Origin of the sequence: Cupriavidus sp. U2 (genome assembly GCF_009663685.2) — a bacterium.
Classification (GTDB): domain Bacteria; phylum Pseudomonadota; class Gammaproteobacteria; order Burkholderiales; family Burkholderiaceae; genus Cupriavidus; species Cupriavidus necator_C.
Map to the genome: position 1 here is coordinate 597545 of NZ_RCOG02000032.1, position 18212 is coordinate 615756.

General features: G+C 63.9%; 19 protein-coding genes and 4 tRNA genes. 5 read left to right on the top strand and 18 right to left on the bottom strand.

Translation table 11 applies throughout. From position 1 onward, the window contains the following. Window positions 1-194: 194 nt before the first annotated feature. Entirely contained in the window at window positions 195-542 is a 348-nt protein-coding gene (locus D9X30_RS26950; protein ID WP_153945403.1) for a hemin uptake protein HemP, read from the top strand. Window positions 543-788: 246 nt separating this feature from the next. Here the strand turns inward: D9X30_RS26950 and D9X30_RS26955 are convergent, their stop codons facing one another. The 3 genes from D9X30_RS26955 to D9X30_RS26965 form a co-directional block, all read right to left on the bottom strand. Then, a complete protein-coding gene (locus tag D9X30_RS26955) occupies window positions 789-1196 on the bottom strand; it encodes a heme-binding protein (RefSeq protein ID WP_066730950.1) in 408 nt (135 codons plus the stop codon). A 219-nt stretch (window positions 1197-1415) separates the two neighbouring features. Further along, on the bottom strand, window positions 1416-1682 hold the full coding sequence (locus D9X30_RS26960; RefSeq protein WP_153945404.1) for a hypothetical protein: 267 nt from the start codon (window positions 1680-1682) through the stop codon (window positions 1416-1418). A gap of 317 nt (window positions 1683-1999) precedes the next feature. Then, window positions 2000-2344: a hypothetical protein gene (locus tag D9X30_RS26965; protein WP_101683109.1), complete on the bottom strand. Its 345-nt coding sequence runs from the start codon at window positions 2342-2344 to the stop codon at window positions 2000-2002. Between the two features lie 181 nt (window positions 2345-2525). Between D9X30_RS26965 and D9X30_RS26970 the strand changes: the two genes are divergently transcribed. Continuing rightward, window positions 2526-2612: transfer RNA gene (locus D9X30_RS26970), tRNA-Leu, on the top strand. 42 nt (window positions 2613-2654) lie between these two features. Here the strand turns inward: D9X30_RS26970 and D9X30_RS26975 are convergent. Then, window positions 2655-3746, bottom strand: coding sequence for a YeiH family protein (locus D9X30_RS26975; protein WP_153945405.1), 1092 nt, complete (start codon window positions 3744-3746; stop codon window positions 2655-2657). Window positions 3747-3850: 104 nt separating this feature from the next. Here D9X30_RS26975 and D9X30_RS26980 point away from each other — a divergent pair, with 104 nt between their 5' ends. Then, a complete protein-coding gene (locus D9X30_RS26980) occupies window positions 3851-4780 on the top strand; it encodes a LysR family transcriptional regulator (RefSeq protein ID WP_153945406.1) in 930 nt (309 codons plus the stop codon). Here D9X30_RS26980 and D9X30_RS26985 read toward each other — a convergent pair. The 6 genes from D9X30_RS26985 to uvrC form a co-directional block, all read right to left on the bottom strand. Then, window positions 4768-6012 carry a cation:proton antiporter domain-containing protein gene (locus D9X30_RS26985; protein WP_153945407.1) on the bottom strand — a complete coding sequence of 415 codons (1245 nt, stop codon included), beginning with the start codon at window positions 6010-6012 and terminating at the stop codon, window positions 4768-4770. The two genes, D9X30_RS26980 and D9X30_RS26985, sit on opposite strands and share 13 nt — an antisense overlap. 388 nt (window positions 6013-6400) lie before the next feature. Then, window positions 6401-6474 (bottom strand) — tRNA-Cys (locus tag D9X30_RS26990). A 113-nt stretch (window positions 6475-6587) separates the two neighbouring features. Further along, a tRNA-Gly gene (locus D9X30_RS26995) sits at window positions 6588-6663 on the bottom strand. Between the two features lie 90 nt (window positions 6664-6753). Beyond that, window positions 6754-6829 (bottom strand) — tRNA-Gly (locus D9X30_RS27000). Window positions 6830-7009: 180 nt separating this feature from the next. Further along, window positions 7010-7609 (bottom strand): CDP-diacylglycerol--glycerol-3-phosphate 3-phosphatidyltransferase, encoded by a 600-nt coding sequence (pgsA, locus tag D9X30_RS27005; RefSeq protein ID WP_066730959.1) that lies wholly within the window; start codon window positions 7607-7609, stop codon window positions 7010-7012. Window positions 7610-7746: 137 nt separating this feature from the next. Then, a complete protein-coding gene (uvrC, locus tag D9X30_RS27010) occupies window positions 7747-9825 on the bottom strand; it encodes an excinuclease ABC subunit UvrC (protein WP_153945707.1) in 2079 nt (692 codons plus the stop codon). Window positions 9826-10003: 178 nt separating this feature from the next. On the opposite strand from uvrC, the gene earP reads away from it, so the two are divergent. Continuing rightward, entirely contained in the window at window positions 10004-11155 is a 1152-nt protein-coding gene (gene earP, locus D9X30_RS27015) for an elongation factor P maturation arginine rhamnosyltransferase EarP (RefSeq protein WP_153945408.1), read from the top strand. A gap of 134 nt (window positions 11156-11289) precedes the next feature. Beyond that, window positions 11290-11850, top strand: coding sequence for an elongation factor P (efp, locus tag D9X30_RS27020; protein ID WP_153945409.1), 561 nt, complete (start codon window positions 11290-11292; stop codon window positions 11848-11850). An 84-nt stretch (window positions 11851-11934) separates the two neighbouring features. Here the strand turns inward: efp and nagZ are convergent, their stop codons facing one another. The 8 genes from nagZ to lepB are packed head-to-tail and all read right to left on the bottom strand — an operon-like array spanning window position 11935 to window position 18163. Continuing rightward, window positions 11935-12984: a beta-N-acetylhexosaminidase gene (gene nagZ / locus D9X30_RS27025; protein ID WP_153945410.1), complete on the bottom strand. Its 1050-nt coding sequence runs from the start codon at window positions 12982-12984 to the stop codon at window positions 11935-11937. A 6-nt stretch (window positions 12985-12990) separates the two neighbouring features. After that, window positions 12991-13419 (bottom strand): holo-ACP synthase, encoded by a 429-nt coding sequence (gene acpS / locus D9X30_RS27030; protein ID WP_249641096.1) that lies wholly within the window; start codon window positions 13417-13419, stop codon window positions 12991-12993. Beyond that, window positions 13416-14198, bottom strand: coding sequence for a pyridoxine 5'-phosphate synthase (gene pdxJ / locus D9X30_RS27035; RefSeq protein ID WP_153945411.1), 783 nt, complete (start codon window positions 14196-14198; stop codon window positions 13416-13418). Before pdxJ ends, acpS begins: the two co-directional genes overlap by 4 nt. Before the next feature lie 27 nt (window positions 14199-14225). Then, window positions 14226-15104 (bottom strand): DNA repair protein RecO, encoded by an 879-nt coding sequence (gene recO, locus D9X30_RS27040; protein ID WP_153945412.1) that lies wholly within the window; start codon window positions 15102-15104, stop codon window positions 14226-14228. A 5-nt stretch (window positions 15105-15109) separates the two neighbouring features. Beyond that, on the bottom strand, window positions 15110-16048 hold the full coding sequence (gene era / locus D9X30_RS27045; RefSeq protein ID WP_153945413.1) for a GTPase Era: 939 nt from the start codon (window positions 16046-16048) through the stop codon (window positions 15110-15112). Further along, entirely contained in the window at window positions 16045-16815 is a 771-nt protein-coding gene (gene rnc, locus D9X30_RS27050; RefSeq protein WP_092594258.1) for a ribonuclease III, read from the bottom strand. Before rnc ends, era begins: the two co-directional genes overlap by 4 nt. Before the next feature lie 4 nt (window positions 16816-16819). Further along, complete coding sequence (locus tag D9X30_RS27055; RefSeq protein WP_153945414.1) at window positions 16820-17212, bottom strand: DUF4845 domain-containing protein; 393 nt, start codon at window positions 17210-17212, stop codon at window positions 16820-16822. A gap of 51 nt (window positions 17213-17263) precedes the next feature. Beyond that, complete coding sequence (gene lepB / locus D9X30_RS27060) at window positions 17264-18163, bottom strand: signal peptidase I (RefSeq protein ID WP_153945415.1); 900 nt, start codon at window positions 18161-18163, stop codon at window positions 17264-17266. Between the last annotated feature and the right edge of the window lie 49 nt (window positions 18164-18212).

An 18212-nucleotide genomic window follows, 5' to 3' on the forward strand; every position in this document is an offset into this window, starting at 1 on the left:
CCCGCGCCCCCGGGCGGTCCAGCACCATCCATCACAGCAACGATTGCGTCACAGATGTAACTTCATGCGAAGACGCTTGTAATGATAACGGTTCTCATTTAAGATCTTTTCATCGTGATTCGCAGCGTGCGGATCGAGTGACATCCACCGTCCGTCTTTCAGACGGAACACCGGAACTTCGAACGGAGAAGACCATGAGCACCCTGAGCCTGCCGCTGTCGCAACCGCGTGAAGTCACGCGCCGCCGCCTGTCCCTGCGCCGCGTGGAGGTCGCCCCGCAGTCGCGCCGCGACACGGCCGCCCCGTCCTCAGGCGCTTCGTCGACAGCCTCGTCGGCGCTCGAGTCGGTCAAGTCGGCGGTTGCCGCCCTGCCCGCCCGCCTGGAGGCGCTGATGCGCCAGACGCCTGCCAACAATACCGACACCCCTGCCGTGCCACTCGAGGCGATCATGCAAGGCGCCACGACGCTGCCGATCCTGCACAACGGCGACGTTTATACGCTGCGCGTCACCCGCTACGGCAAGCTGATCCTGACCAAATAACGGGCAGGCAGACACCAGCAGCACGGCAGCCGGATTTCTCTGTAAAGACTTTTGTGGGGACCACCCGTCCAACGGGTGTTGGGCAGTAGCCAGACGATCGGACTTTCCTGCCAGGCAAACATTCCAGACCCTTTGCCTGAACGGCCGATGCCAGCCATGCCATCTTTTTATACCGCCCCGCAGGCATTGCGCCTGCGGGGCTTTTTGCTTCCGGTCAGCGCAGCGCCGCCGGGGAGCTACCAGGCGTCAGATGCCCAGGGCGGCGATGCCGGCGCGCGCAATCTGCGCGTCTTCGGTCGACTTCACACCGGACACGCCGACGGCACCCACCACCTGGTTGTTCACCACGATGGGCACGCCGCCTTCCAGCATGCCTTGCAGCACGGGGGCGGTCATGAACGAGTAGCGGCCGTTGTTGATCATGTCTTCGTAGATCTTCGATTCGCGGCGGCCCAGCGACGCCGTACGCGCCTTTTCCGTGGCGATGTAGGCCGAGATCGGCGCCACGCCGTCCAGGCGAATCGAGCCGAGCGGATGACCGCCGTCGTCGACGACCACAATCGTGACAGCCCAGTTGTTTGCCGTGGCTTCGGCCTCGGCGGCGACCAGCACCTTCTTCACGTCGTCAGCCGTCAGTACGGTCTTTTGCTGCATACCTCTCTCCATCGTTCAGGGTTGAGGCTGCAGTATATCGCGGCCCTCCCGCACGACATGACGTCATCCACGCCGTCTCGAAAGCAAAACTGCTTCACCTTCGCAAGGCTTGACGGTCAGGTTGCCGCCGCTCCGCACCCGACGCGGACAAACGAAAAGGCCCGCGATATCTTCCCCATATCGCGGGCCCTGCTTGTCCGGGTGTCTGCGCGGCGGCGATCAGGCGCCGTCGCTGAACGCGTCGCGGCGGTCGGTCACCCGCGCGCCGTCCGAATACACATCGCGCGATCCGGTCACGCGCGCACCGTCCGTGTACACGTCCCGATTGCTGATCCGCGCGCCATCGGTATAGACGTCACGCGTATCCACCGCCCGTTGGCCGCCGCTGTAGATGTCGTATTTGACCGGTGCGGCGAAAACCGATGTCGAGAGCGCGGCCAGCGCGCCAATCGCGGCAGCTGCCGCCAGACGTTTCCTGAGTGCCATGTGAATCCCCTTGTTCTGTTTGACGACGGGCGCCGCGCCATCAGCATGTGATCCCTGGGAGCGTTGCTGTGGGAGCGGCGTCACGTGAGCCAGTTTAGGGGAAAACCCCTAGCCGAATATCCAGATGGCTTGACCGTACGCATCAAAAACTTTGAGCGACGAAAATCGTCGGGAACCTACACGCGCAATCTTCCACCAAAGCGTTCCGGAAAAATCTGCCCAGATGAACTCCATAGATCGCCTCGGCAATAGAAAAAGCCCCGAATCGGGGCTTTTCCTGACAAACAGCTTTCAATGGCTTGGGCAAGGCACACGGATCAGTGGTGATGTCCGTGGCCATGACCGCCACCGTAGTAGCCGCGGCCATGCCAGCCCGGGCCATAGTAATAACGCGGGCCACCATAGCCGTAATAGCGCGGCGCGCCATAGTAGACCGGGGCCGGACGCACCACGACAGGCGGCGGGCCGTAATAGACAGGGGCCGGCGCCACAACCACCGGCGGAGGCGGCGCGTAGTAGGCCGGGGCCGGCGGATAGTAGGCGGGACCACCCACGACAACGCCCGGAACACCGATCGCCACGTCGACGTTCACACGCGCCATTGCAGCGCCCGACGCCAGCGCGGCGGCCACACCGAATGCTGCGAACAACCAACGTTTCATGATCGTGCTCTCTATGAGTTAGGACGAATCCCGATACTCGCTATTGTACGAGGTCACGAACTTGCAGGTGAAACGGTGGTAGAGACATTGTTACCGCCGGTAACAGCGGGATCACATCTCGGGCGTGACGTGTCCAGCTTGCTTCCTGTGGGCTAAGCCACGACAATACCGGGCTTGCCGTGCGGCCGTGGAGAAATTGGTAGACTCAGCAGACTTAAAATCTGCCGCCTTTCCGGGCTTACGGGTTCGAGTCCCGTCGGCCGCACCAGCCTCTCCAGCTCTCATCCAGGTGCTCGGCGCCCCTTGCCGTTCACACCAGCACCGCGCAAAGACCGGCGCCCACCACCATCAGGAAGATAAACAGCAGGCCAGCCAGTGCCAGCGGCTTGCGGCCAGCGCGTAGCAGGTCGCCAATCCGCGTATGCAGGCCAATGGCGAGCATCGCGCAGGCCAGCAGCCAGTTGTCCAGGGCCGTCAGCGCAGGCTTCCATTCGCCGGGCACGAGTGCCGCCGAGTTCAGCGCCATCACCGCGACAAAGCCGACCGCAAACCAGGGCACCGAGCGCAGCAGGCCCTTCAGGTTGCGCGCGGCACCCGATTCCTGCGACCAGCTCGTGCGCGGCCACAGAGCCATGACCAGCAGCAGCGGCCCCAGCGCCAGCACGCGGACCATCTTTGCCACCACGGCGGCATCGGCCGTGGCATCGCTGACCATCTTGCCCGACGCGATTACCTGCGCCACTTCGTGCAGCGTGGCACCGGTGAAGATGCCGAAGGCGCGCTCGCTCACCGCCAGGTGCCAGTGTTGCGTGGCCAGTTCGTACATCCACGGGTACAGCAGCATGCCGGCCGTACCGAACAGCACCACGGTCGCCACGGCGACAGCCGTCTGACGATCGTCAGTGCGCACCACCGAAGACACGGCGATGGCCGCTGCGGCCCCACAGACCGCACTGCCCGCGCTCACCAGGATCGCTTCGCGCCGGCTCAGGCCGAAGAACGACGAGCCCACCCACGTACCGAACAGCAGCGTGGCCACCAGCATCAGCAGCGGCACGACGATGCCACCGACGCCCAGCGCCGCGATGGCACCAAACGTCAGGCGCAGGCCATACAGCGCCACCCCCAGACGAAGCATGTGATGACGCGCGAACTGCATGCCCGGAGCCAGCGGCGTCAGCCAGTGCCTGGGCATGGTGTTGGCCGCGATCATGCCGGCGAACATCGCCAGCGTCAGGGCCGACAAGCCATATTGCGAGATGGCCGGATGATCGGCCAGCACCTGGGCAAGCCAGGCAATCGCGCCCAGCGGCGGCAGCGTCAGGATGCGCTTGCGCCACAGCGTCAGCGTGGACGGGGCGATGGCAACGGAAATCGAATGAGGGGCAGGAGCCGTAGACATGGCAGCAAACAAAGGTCTTGTGCAATGCCTTGCAGCGTACGCACCGGTTGCTAACCAGTAAAACGGGTAATATCGTTATGCGTAACCGGATATATCGATAGAACATGGAACAGCGCCCGCTCCGCCTGACCCTGCGCCAGTTGCAGGTGTTTGTTGCCGTCGCCCAGCACGGCAGCACGATTGCGGCTTCTGATTCGCTGGCGATGTCGCAATCGGCCGTCAGCGCGTCGCTGGCCGAACTCGAACGCGCGCTCAATGGCGCACTTTTCGACCGCGTGGCACGTCGGCTCGCCATCAACGAAGCCGGACGCCAGTTCTTTCCGCGCGCGCTGTCGCTGCTGGATCAGGCCCATGAACTGGAGCGATTTGCGTCCGAAGGGGGCGTGCAACTGCGCATCGCGGCCAGCAACACCATCGGCAGCTATATTCTGCCGGCGCTGCTGGCGGGCTTTCGCAACGCCCAGACCGGCCCTTGCGCCCTTGACCTGCGTATCGGCAACACCCATGACGTGCTGCAGGCGCTGGTGAAGTTCGAAGTCGATATCGGGCTGATCGAAGGCACCAGCCACGAGCGCGATCTGCGCAGCATGCACTGGTGCGACGATGAGATGGTGGTGGTGGCCGGCCCGTCGCATCCACTGGCGACGGCCGCCGACCGCCCGGACGACCTGCACGACATGCTGCGCGAAGCCGACTGGATCGTGCGCGAGCCCGGCTCAGGCACCCGCGAAATCATCGAAGCCCGTCTGGTGCCGGAACTCGGCGCGCTACGTTTCGCGCTGGAGCTTGGCAACGCGGAAGCCATCAAGCGCGCCGTCATGAGCGGCTTCGGGGTGAGTTGCCTGTCCCTTCACGTCGTTCGCGACGAAATCGAGCGTGGTCTGCTGGTGGCGCTGCGCAGCGGCCTGCCGCGCGTGATCCGGCCGCTGCAGCTGGTCGTCCATCAGGACAAGTTTCCGACGCAGGGCCTGCTGGCCTTCACCGAATACCTGCGTGGGGCCGCGCCCGTGCTCCCATCCCCTCAGGCCGGCTGAGGATCGCGCTGCCTGTCGCCGTCCGCGCGCGCCGTGTAGCGGTCAAGCAGATGGAACATGACGGGATTGAGCAGGATCGACAGCAGCGCGCCCGCAAGGATCAGCGCCTGGCCACGCTCGGGCAGGATATTGAGATAGACACCCAGGCTGGCCAGAATGAACGAGAACTCTCCGATCTGCGCCAGGCTTACGGCAATCGTCAAGCCGACGCGCGTATCGTGGCCGAACGCACGCACGATGCCTAGCGCGGCCAGCGACTTGCCCACCAGGATGATCAGCAGCGTCGCCAGCACGCCCCAAGGGTCGTTCACCAGCACCATCGGATCGAACAGCATGCCCACCGAGACAAAGAACAGCACAGCAAAGGCGTCGCGCAGCGGCAGCGATTCTTCTGCCGCCCGATGGCTGAATTCCGATTCGGCCATCACCATGCCGGCAAAGAAGGCACCGAGCGCAAACGAAACGCCGAACAGCGAATAGGCGCCAAACGCCACGCCGAGCGCCACGGCCAGCACGCCCAGGCGGAACAGCTCCCGGCTGCCCGTCCACACGATGCGCTCGAGCATCCACGGGATAAAGCGCCGGCCGATGACCATCATCACGGCCACGAACGCCGCCACCTTGCCCAGGGTCGAGAAAATTTCGACCAGCACATCCATCGTGGCAGGCGCCGATGCCCCGGCGGCCTCGCCTTCGGCGCCGCCACCGAGCAGTCCGGCCATGGCCGGCAGCAACACCAGCGTCAGCACCATCGCCAGGTCTTCCACGATCAGCCAGCCCACCGCGATGCGCCCCTGCTGCGATTCGATCAGATCTCGCTCCTGCAGCGCGCGCAGCAGCACCACGGTACTGGCCACCGACAGCGCCAGCCCATAGACAAGGCCCTGGCCCCAGTGCCAGTCGAACCCCCAGGCGACCAGCATGCCCAGCGCCGTCGCAATGCCGATCTGGACGATCGCGCCCGGAATTGCGATCTTCTTCACGGCCATCAGGTCCTTGACCGAAAAATGCAGGCCCACGCCGAACATCAGCAGGATCACGCCCAGTTCCGCCAGTTCGGGCGCCAGCGCCTGGTCGGCCGTGTAGCCCGGCGTGTGCGGCCCCACCACGATGCCCGCGCACAGGTAGCCGATCAGCGGCGGCAGCCGGAACCTGTTGGCGATGGCTCCCAGAATGAACGCCAGCACGATACCGCCGACGATGGTGCTGATAAGCGGGGTGGCGTGATGCATGCGTCTGGGGTTCCTTTTCCGGTTGTCTCGATAATCTGGATGAACCACCGTCGCGCCAACGCGCCATCCCGCCGGCGCATCATGCGCAGCGGCATGTCGCGGACAGGGGAGCACCTGGATCGTTGCTGGTGGTACGGGAAGAGCGGCCGCAGACCGCGGGTGCATCGCAATTTCGCCATGCGCCGCGGCGGGAGGGAGTGCATCGGAATACGACTACGCGAGGTGGCTTGCCACGCCAGGCGCCGTCCCGGATGCGTACGGCATGGCGTAATGTAACACGCGAGCCACCCCGCTCAAGATGAGAGGAATCGCAAAAAACTGGGGAAGTTCGGCGAATGCCGGCGCTGAAAAACACAACGGCGCCACATGGGCGCCGTCGGCTTGCAACTGGAGGCGGAGGTCGGAATCGAACCGGCGTACACGGCTTTGCAGGCCGCTGCATAACCACTCTGCCACCCCGCCAGGTGACGATGCTGGATTGTATCCGGATTCGCCGCGAGCGTCGTGACTGCCGACACCGCGACGGGGATGCAACCCCGCTAAAGAAAAAGGGAAGCGTTGCTTCCCTTTGGGATTGGAGCGGGAGACGAGTCTCGAACTCGCGACCTCAACCTTGGCAAGGTTGCGCTCTACCAACTGAGCTACTCCCGCGTACAACCGTACAACTTTACTGCCGTGGCAGCTTGCGCCGCCGTTCCGCCGACCTGACCAACATCGCCATGCCACCGGATGCCATTAACCTGGAGCGGGAGACGAGTCTCGAACTCGCGACCTCAACCTTGGCAAGGTTGCGCTCTACCAACTGAGCTACTCCCGCAGGGCCCTGCATCATACCGAAAAGCAGACTATCGCGCAACTTCTTTTAACTACGCAGCTTTATGCCGGCAATTCGCGCTAAGTACCGCTTATCTTGCTGCTTTCGTTTGCGTCGTCAGCAGCGAGAACGAGATTATTGCAAAGAGAGAACCGGCTCGTCAACAACTTTTTGCATGGAATTTCATTTTTGTGTCCGCGCCCCGCTCAACGCATCGCTGCGCTCCCGTATCTGAGGCCACGCGAGCTTCATGTAATAGATCATCGACCACAGCGTCAGCACAGCCGCCACGTAGATCATCAGCGTACCCAGCAACGATGCATCCAGGCCGAACAGCGTGTCGTTGAACAGCAGCAGCGGGATGGCGATCATCTGCACGGTGGTTTTCAGCTTGCCCAGGAAGTTCACCGCTACGCTCTTCGACGCCCCGATCTGCGCCATCCATTCACGCAAGGCCGAAATCGTGATCTCGCGGCCAATGATGACCAGTGCGATCAGGTCGGCCACGCGGCCCAGGGCCAGCAGCGACAGCAGCGCCGCGGTGACCATCAGCTTGTCGGCCACCGGGTCCAGGAAGGCGCCGAAGGCCGAAGTCTGGTTCCAGCGCCGCGCCAGAAAACCGTCCAGCCAGTCCGTGACCGCCGCGATGATGAAGAACGACGCCGCCGTCACGTTCTTGGTATGCATCGGCAGCCAGGCCTCGGGCAGGTAATAGACCCCGACGACAAGCGGGATCATGGCCACGCGAAGCCAGGTCAGCAGGATGGGAATATTCAGTGGCATGGGCGGTGCGTTCGTGCGCCAGAATCTGGCTGGTCTGCGATGTGGTCGCCAAGGCGGATTGCGCGATTGTCGCCGATTTCGACCCCAACCCGCTAATTTCGGGCCGAAAGCCGCCCAATACCTGCCCGGGACGGGTCTCAGTGCAATTGCCGGTAGATTTCCTCGGCCAGCGTGCGAGAAATGCCTTCCACGCTGGCAAGCTCGTCGATGCTGGCCGCCATCACGCCGCGCAGGCCGCCAAATCGCGTCAGCAGCTTCTGGCGGCGGCGCGCGCCCACGCCTTCGATCTCTTCGAGCCGCGACGTGGTGCGCGCCTTGGCCCGCTTGGCGCGCATGCCGGTGATTGCAAAGCGGTGGGCCTCGTCGCGGATCTGCGCCACCAGCATTAGGGCCGCGCTACCCTGCCCCAGTTCCAGCGATGGACGCCCGTCGGCAAATACCAGCGTCTCCAGACCCACCTTGCGCCCTTCGCCCTTGGCCACCCCGACCAGCAGGCCAATATCGAGCCCCAGCTCCTCGAATACCTGCCGCGCCACCTCGACCTGGCCCTTGCCGCCATCGATCAGCACCACGCGCGGCATGCGGGGCACGCCCTCGGCGCCGGCGGCGTTCGGATCGCCGCCATCCTCCTGAATCTGCTCGACCAGCTTCTGGTAGCGGCGCGTCAGCACCTGGCGCATGGCAGCGTAGTCGTCACCGGGCGTGATGTCGGTGATATTGAAGCGCCGGTACTCGCTGTTCTGCATCTCATGGTGATGAAACACCACGCACGACGCCTGCGTGGCCTCGCCTGCCGTGTGGCTGATATCGAAGCACTCGATGCGCAGCATGGCGAGGTCCTCCATGTCCAGGCCGATGGTCTCGGCCAGTGCGCGCGTGCGGGCCTCCTGGCTGCCCTGCTCGGCCAGGCGTCTGGCCAGCGCCAGGCCGGCGCCCTGCGCGGCCATCTCCAGCCACACCTTGCGCTGTCCCTGGGGCTGCCGCACCAGCGCCACCTTGCGGCCGGCCTGCATCGACAGCGCCTCGACCACCGCGCCGTCGGCCGGCAGATGGCTGACCACGATGATCGGCGGGGGCGCCTGATCGAGATAGTGCTGGATCATGAAGGCGGACAGCACGCGCGCGGCAATGCGATCGACCGACAACGGGCCCACGTCGGCCGCAGGCGCGGTTCCGGCTGCGGCCTCACCGGGGGCCGCCTCGGATGGTTCCGATGCCTCGCTGGTGTCGTCGCTCTCTTCGACGATCATTGCCGCTTCATCGGCATGGGCCGGGAAGTAGGCCTTGTCGCCCAGATGCCGCCCGCCGCGCACCATGGCCAGGTTCACGCAGGCGCGGCCGCCCTGCACGGCCACGGCCAGCACGTCGATATCGCGCGCCTGGCCGACTTCTTCCACGGCTTGCCGCTTCAGTACCGTCGACAACGCGCCAATCTGGTCGCGCACGGCGGCGGCCTGCTCGAACTGCAACTGCATCGCGTGCGCCTCCATCTTCTGCTGCAGACCCGCGAGCACCTCGGTCTCGCGGCCCTGGAGGAAGCTCGCGGCGTTGCCCACGTCCCGGGCATAGTCTTCCTGCGAAATCGCGTTCACACAGGGCGCGGTGCAACGATGGATCTGATGCAGCAGGCACGGCCGCGTGCGATTGTTGAACACCGTGTCCTCGCAGGTGCGCAACTGGAACACCTTCTGCAGGATCTGCATGCTCTCGCGCACGGCATGGGCACTCGGGAACGGACCGAAGTACTGGTGCTTGCGGTCGGTCGCGCCCCGGTAATACGCCATGCGCGGAAACTTGTGGCCGGTCAGCTTCAGGAACGGATACGACTTGTCGTCGCGAAACAGGATGTTGTAGCGCGGCGCCAGCGCCTTGATGAGATTGTTCTCAAGCAGGAGCGCCTCGGCTTCGGTCCGCACGACGGTCGTCTCGATTCGCGCGATCTTGCCCACCATCATGGCAATACGCGGCGACAACAGCGTCTTGTTGAAATAGCTCGATACCCGCTTCTTCAGGTCGCGCGCCTTGCCCACATAGAGCACGTTGCCATCGGCATCGAAATATCGATAGACGCCCGGCAGCCCCGGCATCCGCGCCAGGATCGGACGCGGATCGAAGTCCGGCACGTCGGGGGGCTCCGGAGCCTGCATCTCGGTCGGGGCGGCTTCGGATTCGGGTATCACGGGGTCGGTCTGGGGGACGGGTTCCTGCTCGGGCATCGCGGGCGGATTGAACGAATAAGGGGCGCCATCGGTGCGCCATCCATGCGCCCACACGGGGCGCTGGCCTAGAATCGCAAGTTTAGAGCAATTCGTCCGGAAGACTTCCTGGCCGCCGGCCGCCCCCGCCGCGCCCTTCGTCGCGTCCTCGTCGTATCTTCGCCAAACCCATCGCGTCATGCCTATCCGTTCCTGGGACATTTTCTGCACGATCATCGACAACTTCGGCGACATCGGCGTTTGCTGGCGGCTGGCGCGCCAGCTGGCACAGGAGCACGGCCATGCGGTCCGGCTCTGGGTGGACGACCTGGCCAGCTTTGCCCGGCTGGCACCGGAAATCGACCCGGCCGCCACGCATCAGCGCCTGGCCGGTGTGGAAGTGCGGCGCTGGGCGCCGCAGCCGGACGCCCCGTTCGATGCCCCCGCGCCACACGACGTGGTGATCGAGGCGTTCGCCTGCCATCTGCCCGAGTCGTTCCTCGCAGCCATGGCCACCGCGCCGCGCAAGCCGGTCTGGATCAATCTGGAATACCTGAGCGCCGAGGACTGGGTCAGCGAGCACCACGCGATGGCGTCACCGCATCCGCGCCTGCCGCTGACCAAATACTTCTTCTTCCCGGGCTTTGCGCGGGGTACGGGCGGCCTGTTGCGCGAATCGATGATCGGTGTTTCGCGCGATACCTTCCGCACCAGCCCGGCCGCGCAGGCCACGCTGTGGCACCGGCTCGGCGTGCAGCCCACGCCGGGGGCGTTGCAGGTCAGCCTGTTCGCCTATGAGAATCCGGCCATGCCCGCCCTGCTCGACCAATGGCGCGACGGTGCCACGCCGATCGAATGCTTCGTGCCCCAGGGGCTGGCCGCGACACAGATCGGCCAATGGCTGGGCGCGGCGGCGGTGCCGGGTACCACGCACCATCGCGGCAATCTTGTCGTCCACGGCATCCCGTTCGTGCGTCAGGAACACTACGACGAACTGCTCTGGGCTTGCGACGTCAACTTCGTGCGCGGCGAGGATTCCTGCGTGCGCGCCCACTGGGCCGCCCGCCCGATGATCTGGCACATCTACCCGCAGGACGACCAGGCGCACCACATGAAGCTCGATGCCTGGCTGACCCGTTTTGCGCGGGCTGGCGTGGCGCCCGAGGCATCCGCCGCGCTGATCGCTTTCTCCCATGCGTGGAACGGGTACGGCACGGCGCCGGACTGGGCGGCGCTGCAGGCACATCTGCCCGCCCTGACCGCCGGCATGGACCGCTGGCAGCGGCAGTTGCAGCACTTGGGCGACCTCGCAGCGAATCTCGTGGCCTTTAGCGAAAATCAGGTAAAATAGCCGGTTGATTTTGATGGCGAGCCAAGTTTCAAGGCCCAAGAACAAACTGCCGGCTGCGCGCCTTCGCCATACCGAATTCCGGGTGCTCCCTCCTACCTTGCCCCGGACCATATTTTTTCAGGAAGACAGTTCAGATGAAAATCGCACAGGAACTCCGCGTCGGCAACGTGTTCATGATCGGTTCCGACCCGATGGTGGTTCAGAAGGCCGAGTACAACAAGTCGGGCCGTAACGCCGCTGTTGTCAAGATGAAGTACAAGAACCTGCTGACGGACGCCCCGGGCGAGTCGGTCTTCAAGGCCGACGACAAGTTCGAAGTGGTGGTGCTGGAGCGCCGCGAATGCACGTTCTCGTACTTCGCCGACCCGATGTACGTGTTCATGGATGCCGACTTCAACCAGTACGAAGTCGAGAAGGACAGCATGGGTGACGCGCTGAACTACCTCGAAGACGGCATGGCCGTTGAAGTGGTGTTCTACAACGACAAGGCGATCTCGGTGGAAATGCCGACGACGCTGGTCCGCGAGATCATCTACACGGAACCGGCCGTCAAGGGCGACACTTCGTCGGGCAAGGTGCTCAAGGGCGCCAAGATCAACACCGGCTTCGAACTGCAAGTGCCGCTGTTCTGCAACATCGGCGACAAGATCGAAATCGACACGCGTACCGGCGAATACCGCAGCCGCGCCAACTAAGCTTCACGGCGCCACGCGATAGAGAAAGGGCAGCTTCGGCTGCCCTTTTTGTCGTCCGTGGCGCGCCGGCGGCCGGCCCCATCCTTACTTGACCAGATCCAGGTCCTTCAGCAAACGCAGCGCGGCACGGTACTCGCCTTCCTGCTGGAGCTTGTTCCAGTCCAGCGGCTTGCGGCGGCCAAACAGCTTGCGAATACGGCGTTGCGACGGCTTCGAAATCGACGTGTCGAGTTCCGACAATAGCTGATCGGCCTTTTCCGGGTTGTTGCAGATCAAGACCATGTCACAACCGGCGTCGAGCGCGGCCCTGGCGCCCTGCGTGATGGTACCCGCAACGCTGGCGCCCTCCATGCTGAGGTCGTCGCTGAAAATCACGCCTTCGAAACCCAGCTGCGTGCGCAGCACGTCCTGAAGCCAGAAGCGCGAAAATCCTGCCGGCGCGGGGTCCACCTTGGAATAGATCACGTGTGCCGGCATCACGGAGGCCAGCGCCGGCCCCATCCAGTCATACGGGCGGGCATCGTGCGCCAGTATCTCGTCGAGCGGGCGCTCGTCGACGGGCACCGCCACGTGGGAATCGGCCTCCACGTAGCCATGACCCGGGAAATGCTTGCCGCAGTTGGCCATGCCGGCCAGCAGCAGGCCGTGCGTCAGGTGGTTGGCCAGCATCGTGACCACGCGCGGATCGGCATGGAAGGCGCGGTCGCCGATCACGCCGCTGCGGCCGAAGTCCAGGTCCAGCACCGGCGTGAAGCTCAGGTCGATATCGCAGGCGCGCAGCTCGGCCGCCAGCACATAGCCGGAGGCGATGGCCGCCTTGGTGGCCATCAGCACATCGCGGTCCCACAGCTGGCCCAGTCTGGCCATGGCCGGCAGGTGCGTGAATCCGTCGGTCTTGGCGCGCTGCACGCGGCCGCCTTCATGGTCGATGCAGATCAGCACATCGTCGCGCACATTGCGGATCGCACGCGTCAACGACACCAACTGGGCGCGCGACTCGAAATTGCGCGCGAACAGGATCACGCCACCGGTCAGGGGATGCGCGATGCGGCGCTCGTCTTCGGCATTGAGCTGCTTGCCCACCACGTCGAGCACCACGGGACCCGGACGCTTGCCGGACACTTTATTGTTCATATCGGTTCAGTTCGAGGCTGGTTCAGGCAGCGGGCCGGGCTGCCCCGTCCGCTCCGCGATCGCGAAGGCGACCGCATACTCATGTTCATCGCTGACACTGACCCGAATGGTCAGGCCGCGTTCCCGAACCCACTCGGCCAGTTCGCCCGTGCATTGCGGGGTGGGCTCGCCAGACGGCAGGTTCAGCAATTCCATCGCGCGCCAGGTCATCGGCCAGCGCATGCCGAGCCCGATGGCCTTCGAGAAGGCTTCCTTGGCGGCAAAGCGCGTGGCAAGGAACGCCAGACCACGCTTTTCGGAGCGCACCTTGCGCGCGTGATAGACCTTCAATTCACGCGGCCCCAGTACCTTTTCGGCAAACCGGCCGCGCGTGCGATCCATCACGCCTTGCACGCGATCAATCTGGATGATGTCGGTGCCGACGCCGTAGATCACGCCGGCTGCCCCGGCACGGGATAACGGGTACCCAGCCGCGCCGCCACCATGATGGCCTTCATCTCGCGCACGGCATTCTGCCACCCGACGAACACCGCGTGCGCCACGATGGCGTGGCCGATGTTCAACTCCTTGATGCCCGGCAGTGCCGCGATGCGTTGCACGTTCGTGTAATGCAGGCCGTGGCCGGCGTTGACGATCAGGCCGTGCTTCCGGCCAGCCGTCACGCCCTGCGCCACGCGCTGGAACTCCGCTTCCTGCGCATCGGCCGTGTGGGCATCGGCATAGGCGCCGGTATGGATCTCGATGACCGGGGCCTTGCACGCGGCGGCGGCGGCAATCTGGTCGGGGTCCGCGTCGATGAACAGCGACACGCGGATGCCGGCATCGGCCAACTGGCGGCACGCCGCGCTGACCTGCTCGAAATGGCCGGCCACGTCGAGGCCGCCTTCGGTGGTCACTTCCTCGCGCTTCTCCGGCACCAGGCACACGTCCTGCGGCTTAATCTCGCACGCGATGTCGAGCATTTCGGCAGTAATGGCGCACTCGAGGTTCATGCGCGTGGCCAGCTTCGGACGCAGTGCACGCACGTCGGCATCGCGGATATGGCGGCGGTCTTCGCGCAGGTGCAGCGTAATCAGGTCGGCGCCGGCTTCCTCGGCCTGCAGCGCGGCCTGGATCGGGTCCGGATAGACAGTGCCGCGCGCATTGCGCAGCGTGGCAACGTGATCGATGTTGACGCCGAGGTCGATGACCCCGGGATTCGCGTGGAAGATCATGCCGGCTTGCTCAGAGGGAATGGGGAATCAAAGGTACTGCAGATCGATCAGGATCTGGCGCGTTTTCAGCGGCTCGCCCTGTAGATAATAATGCAGCAGGAACCGCATCAGCGCGCGGCTTTGCGTAACGGTTTGTGCGCGCCCGTAGTCGTCCTGCGCCATGTCCAGCAGCGTCTGCCCCGACACCACGGGCCAGGTCGACGGATCGCTGGCATGCGCGCGCCGTACGCCACGCTCCGGCTGGTAGACGTAATCAAGACCGGGCTGCACGCGCTCGCCCGTCTTGATGCATTGATCGAACGCCACCGCGAAGCCGGTTTCCTGCAGCAGCACGCGCTCGAAGCCGCGCAGCACCAAGCTGGCCGGCTCGCCATGCGCCAGCCGCGTCAGCGTGATCATGTAGTGCTTGAACAGCGCGGGATGCGCATCCTCGCGCGGGCAGAATCGCAATAGCAATTCATTCAAATAGAAGCCCGACAGCAGCCCATCGCCGGCCAGCGGCAGCATGCCGCCCATGTACTCGGCCTTGGTCAGCGTCTTGACCTCGCCGCGTCCGGTCCACGACAACGAAATGGGGTGGAAATGCTGCAGCACGGCGCGCAACGCCGAATGCGGGCGCTTGGCGCCCTTGGCGACCATCGCCATGCGCCCGTGATCGCGCGTGAAGACGTCGAGGATCAGGCTGGTTTCGCGATAGGGATAGGCATGCAGCACGAACCCCGCCTCGTTGGTGACGCGCAACTCCGAGCGCGCCGGCACGATGCGCATCGCGCGGTCCATCATTTCGCGCCCGGCCGCCGCCGGGCTCAGCGCGGGAATGGCGCCCGACTCCAGCACCTCGGCGGCCTCCTCGGCAATCGGATCGGCACTGCGCGCACGCGGCGCGCCGCGGCGCACGTCAGGCATCTTGCTCACTCGTAGCCGTAGGCGCGCAATCCGGCTTCGTTGTCGGCCCAGCCGCTCTTGACCTTGATCCACATTTCCAGGTAGACCTTGCCGTCGAACAGCTTTTCCATGTCGAGGCGCGCCTCGGTGGAGATCTGCTTGAGCTTGCTGCCCTTGTTGCCGATGATCATGGCCTTGTGCGCGTCGCGCTCAACCAGAATCGTGGCGAAAATGCGACGCAGCCGCCCTTCCGTCTCGAACTTGTCGATGACGACGGTGCTCGTGTACGGCAGCTCGTCGCCGGTCCAGCGGAACACCTTCTCGCGGATGATTTCCGACGCCAGGAACCGCTCGCTGCGGTCGGTCATCGCATCCACGTCGTACATTGGCTCGCCTTCCGGCAGATAGGGTCGGATGATGGCCAGCAGGCGGTCGATGTGGTCTCGCGTCTTGGCGGACATCGGGACCACTTCCGTGAACGGAAAACGCTGTCCCATCTGCTCCAGGAACGGCATCATCACTTCCGACCGGCCTTCGCCGATGCGGTCGAGCTTGTTGCACACCAGCAGCACCGGCACGTTCTTTGGCAGCAGCGCCAGCACCTTTTCGTCATCGGGGCCGAAATAGCCGGCTTCTACGACGAACAGCACCACATCCACCGACGACAACGTCGAAGTCACCGCGCGGTTCAGCGAACGGTTCAAGGCGCTGGCATGGCGCGTCTGGAAACCCGGGGTATCGGCGAACACGTACTGCGCATCATCGGTGGTCTGAATACCGACGATCCGATGCCGCGTTGTCTGCGCCTTGCGGGACGTGATGCTGATCTTCTGGCCGACCAGCGCGTTCATCAGCGTGGATTTGCCCACGTTCGGACGGCCAACGATGGCCACGGTGCCGCAGCGAAATGCCGTGGCACCAGAGGGTTCCGCCGCAGCCTGCTGCGGAGGGAGAGAATCGGTCATTCCTTCAACCTGAGAGACAACTGGGGATCCGGTGGCACCGGCTGCTTGCGCGTCTTGCCTGTTCGCTCGGCACGGCTGCGCTTGAGCAACTGGGGCACGAGCTTCTGGACTTCGTCCAGCGCGAGCTTGGCCGCCGCCTGTTCGGCCGCACGGCGCGACGCGCCGGTGCCGAACACGCGCACCTCCAGTTTAGGCACGATGCATTCGACTTCAAATTGCTGGCTGTGCGCCGCACCGTGCGTGGCAATGACGTTGTACTGCGGCAGGGCAATCTTGTGACCCTGCAGGTACTCCTGGAGCAGCGTCTTGGCGTCCTTGCCCAGCGTGCGCGGGTCCACCTGCTCCAGAATCGGGATATACAGCTTGCGGATCAACGCCCGGGCGGCGTCGAACCCGCTATCCAGGAATACGGCTCCGACGATGGCCTCGAGCGCGTCCGCCAGAATCGACGGGCGACGGAATCCGCCGCTCTTGAGCTCGCCTTCGCCCAGGCGCAACGCGTCCGACAACTGCAGCATCTGGGCGATCTCGTACAGCGCCTGCTGCTTGACCAGATTGGCGCGCACCCGCGACAGATCGCCTTCGTCCAGCTTGCCGAACATGCCATACAGCATGTCCGCCACCGCACAGTTCAGCACCGAATCGCCAAGAAATTCCAGGCGTTCGTTGTGCTGTGCGCTATGACTGCGATGCGTGAGCGCCTGCTGCAGCAATTCGGGCTTGCTGAATCGGTAGCCGAGACGTTGCTGCAAGGCGTCGAGGGTCATGTCTTTACTGCGTTCCCGAATAGGTAATCAAAAAACTCAACGGACCATAGATCTTCACTTCGGTCCGGTATTCGAAGCCGATCGAGCGAATACGCCCGGTTTCGTCCTCGTTCACGTCCAGATCCTCGCCGCGGATCGAACTGATATTGTCGATCTGGGCCTGCTTGTCGAAATTGGCCGCTACGTCCTTGCGGTTGCTCGATCGGTCCTTGGCATAGCTGGTCGCCCGCTTCACCGAGAAATATTCCAGCATGCTGGGAATCGACTTCAATGCCGGCAACGCTATTGCCAACACCAGCGCCACCACCACAAGCATCGATCCCAACGAAAATCCGCGTGATTTATGAATCACAAATACGCGGACTTTCCCCCTTTTACCCGAAACCATCTGACCCATCGCGCTGCCCTCTATATTGAGTGTTTTGCGCTGCGTAGTGCCGTGAACAGCTTATTTGAACGACCCTACGCGCCCGAAATTGCCCAGATTCATCCAGATCATGAAGGCCTTGCCGACGATATTCTTGTCGGGTACGAAGCCCCAGTATCGGGAATCCAGGCTGTTGTCACGGTTATCCCCCATGACGAAATAGTGACCTTCCGGCACTTTACATGTCAGCCCCTGCTGATTGTAAGTGCAGTTCTCGCGGAACGGAAAATCCGGATCGGCGCCGGCAACAAAGGCCGGCCGGTCCGTGTCGTTCAGAATGCCATGTTCGGGGCCGCCTGGCAGCTTTTCGGTGAAATGCTTCGAATAGGCCAGACGCTCCTCGTCGAGATAGTCGGGCAGTGCGCTGTATTCGGCCGGCTTGCCATTGATGGTCAGTTTCTTGTTTTCGTAACGCACCACGTCGCCCGGCACACCGATCACGCGCTTGATGTAGTCAAGCGACTCGTCCTTCGGATAGCGGAACACCATGACATCGCCGCGTTGCGGCTCCCCCACGTCGACGATTTTCTTGTTCACCACCGGCAGGCGAATACCGTAGTCGTACTTGTTCACCAGGATGAAGTCGCCGATCAGCAGCGTGGGAATCATCGACCCGGACGGGATCTTGAACGGCTCCACGACAAACGACCGCAGTACGAATACCGCCAGGATCACCGGGAAGAAACTCGCCGAATATTCGAGCCACCACGGCTGGCGCATTTTCTCTTCGGCCAGCTTCGCGCGCGAGCGGTCCAGTTCCGTGCCGGCCGGCACGGCCTGCATGTGCTGGCGCTGGGCGTCGAATTCCGCCAGCGCCAGTTGCGTGACGCTGCGGCGTTGACGCTCGAATACGAGCTTGTCCGCGACCCAGGCAATGCCCGTAATGACCACCAGCACAAAAAGGATCAGTGCGAAATTCATGACGGCTTGGAGTGATGTCGATTTGTTGGTATCGCCGGCTTGCTATCGC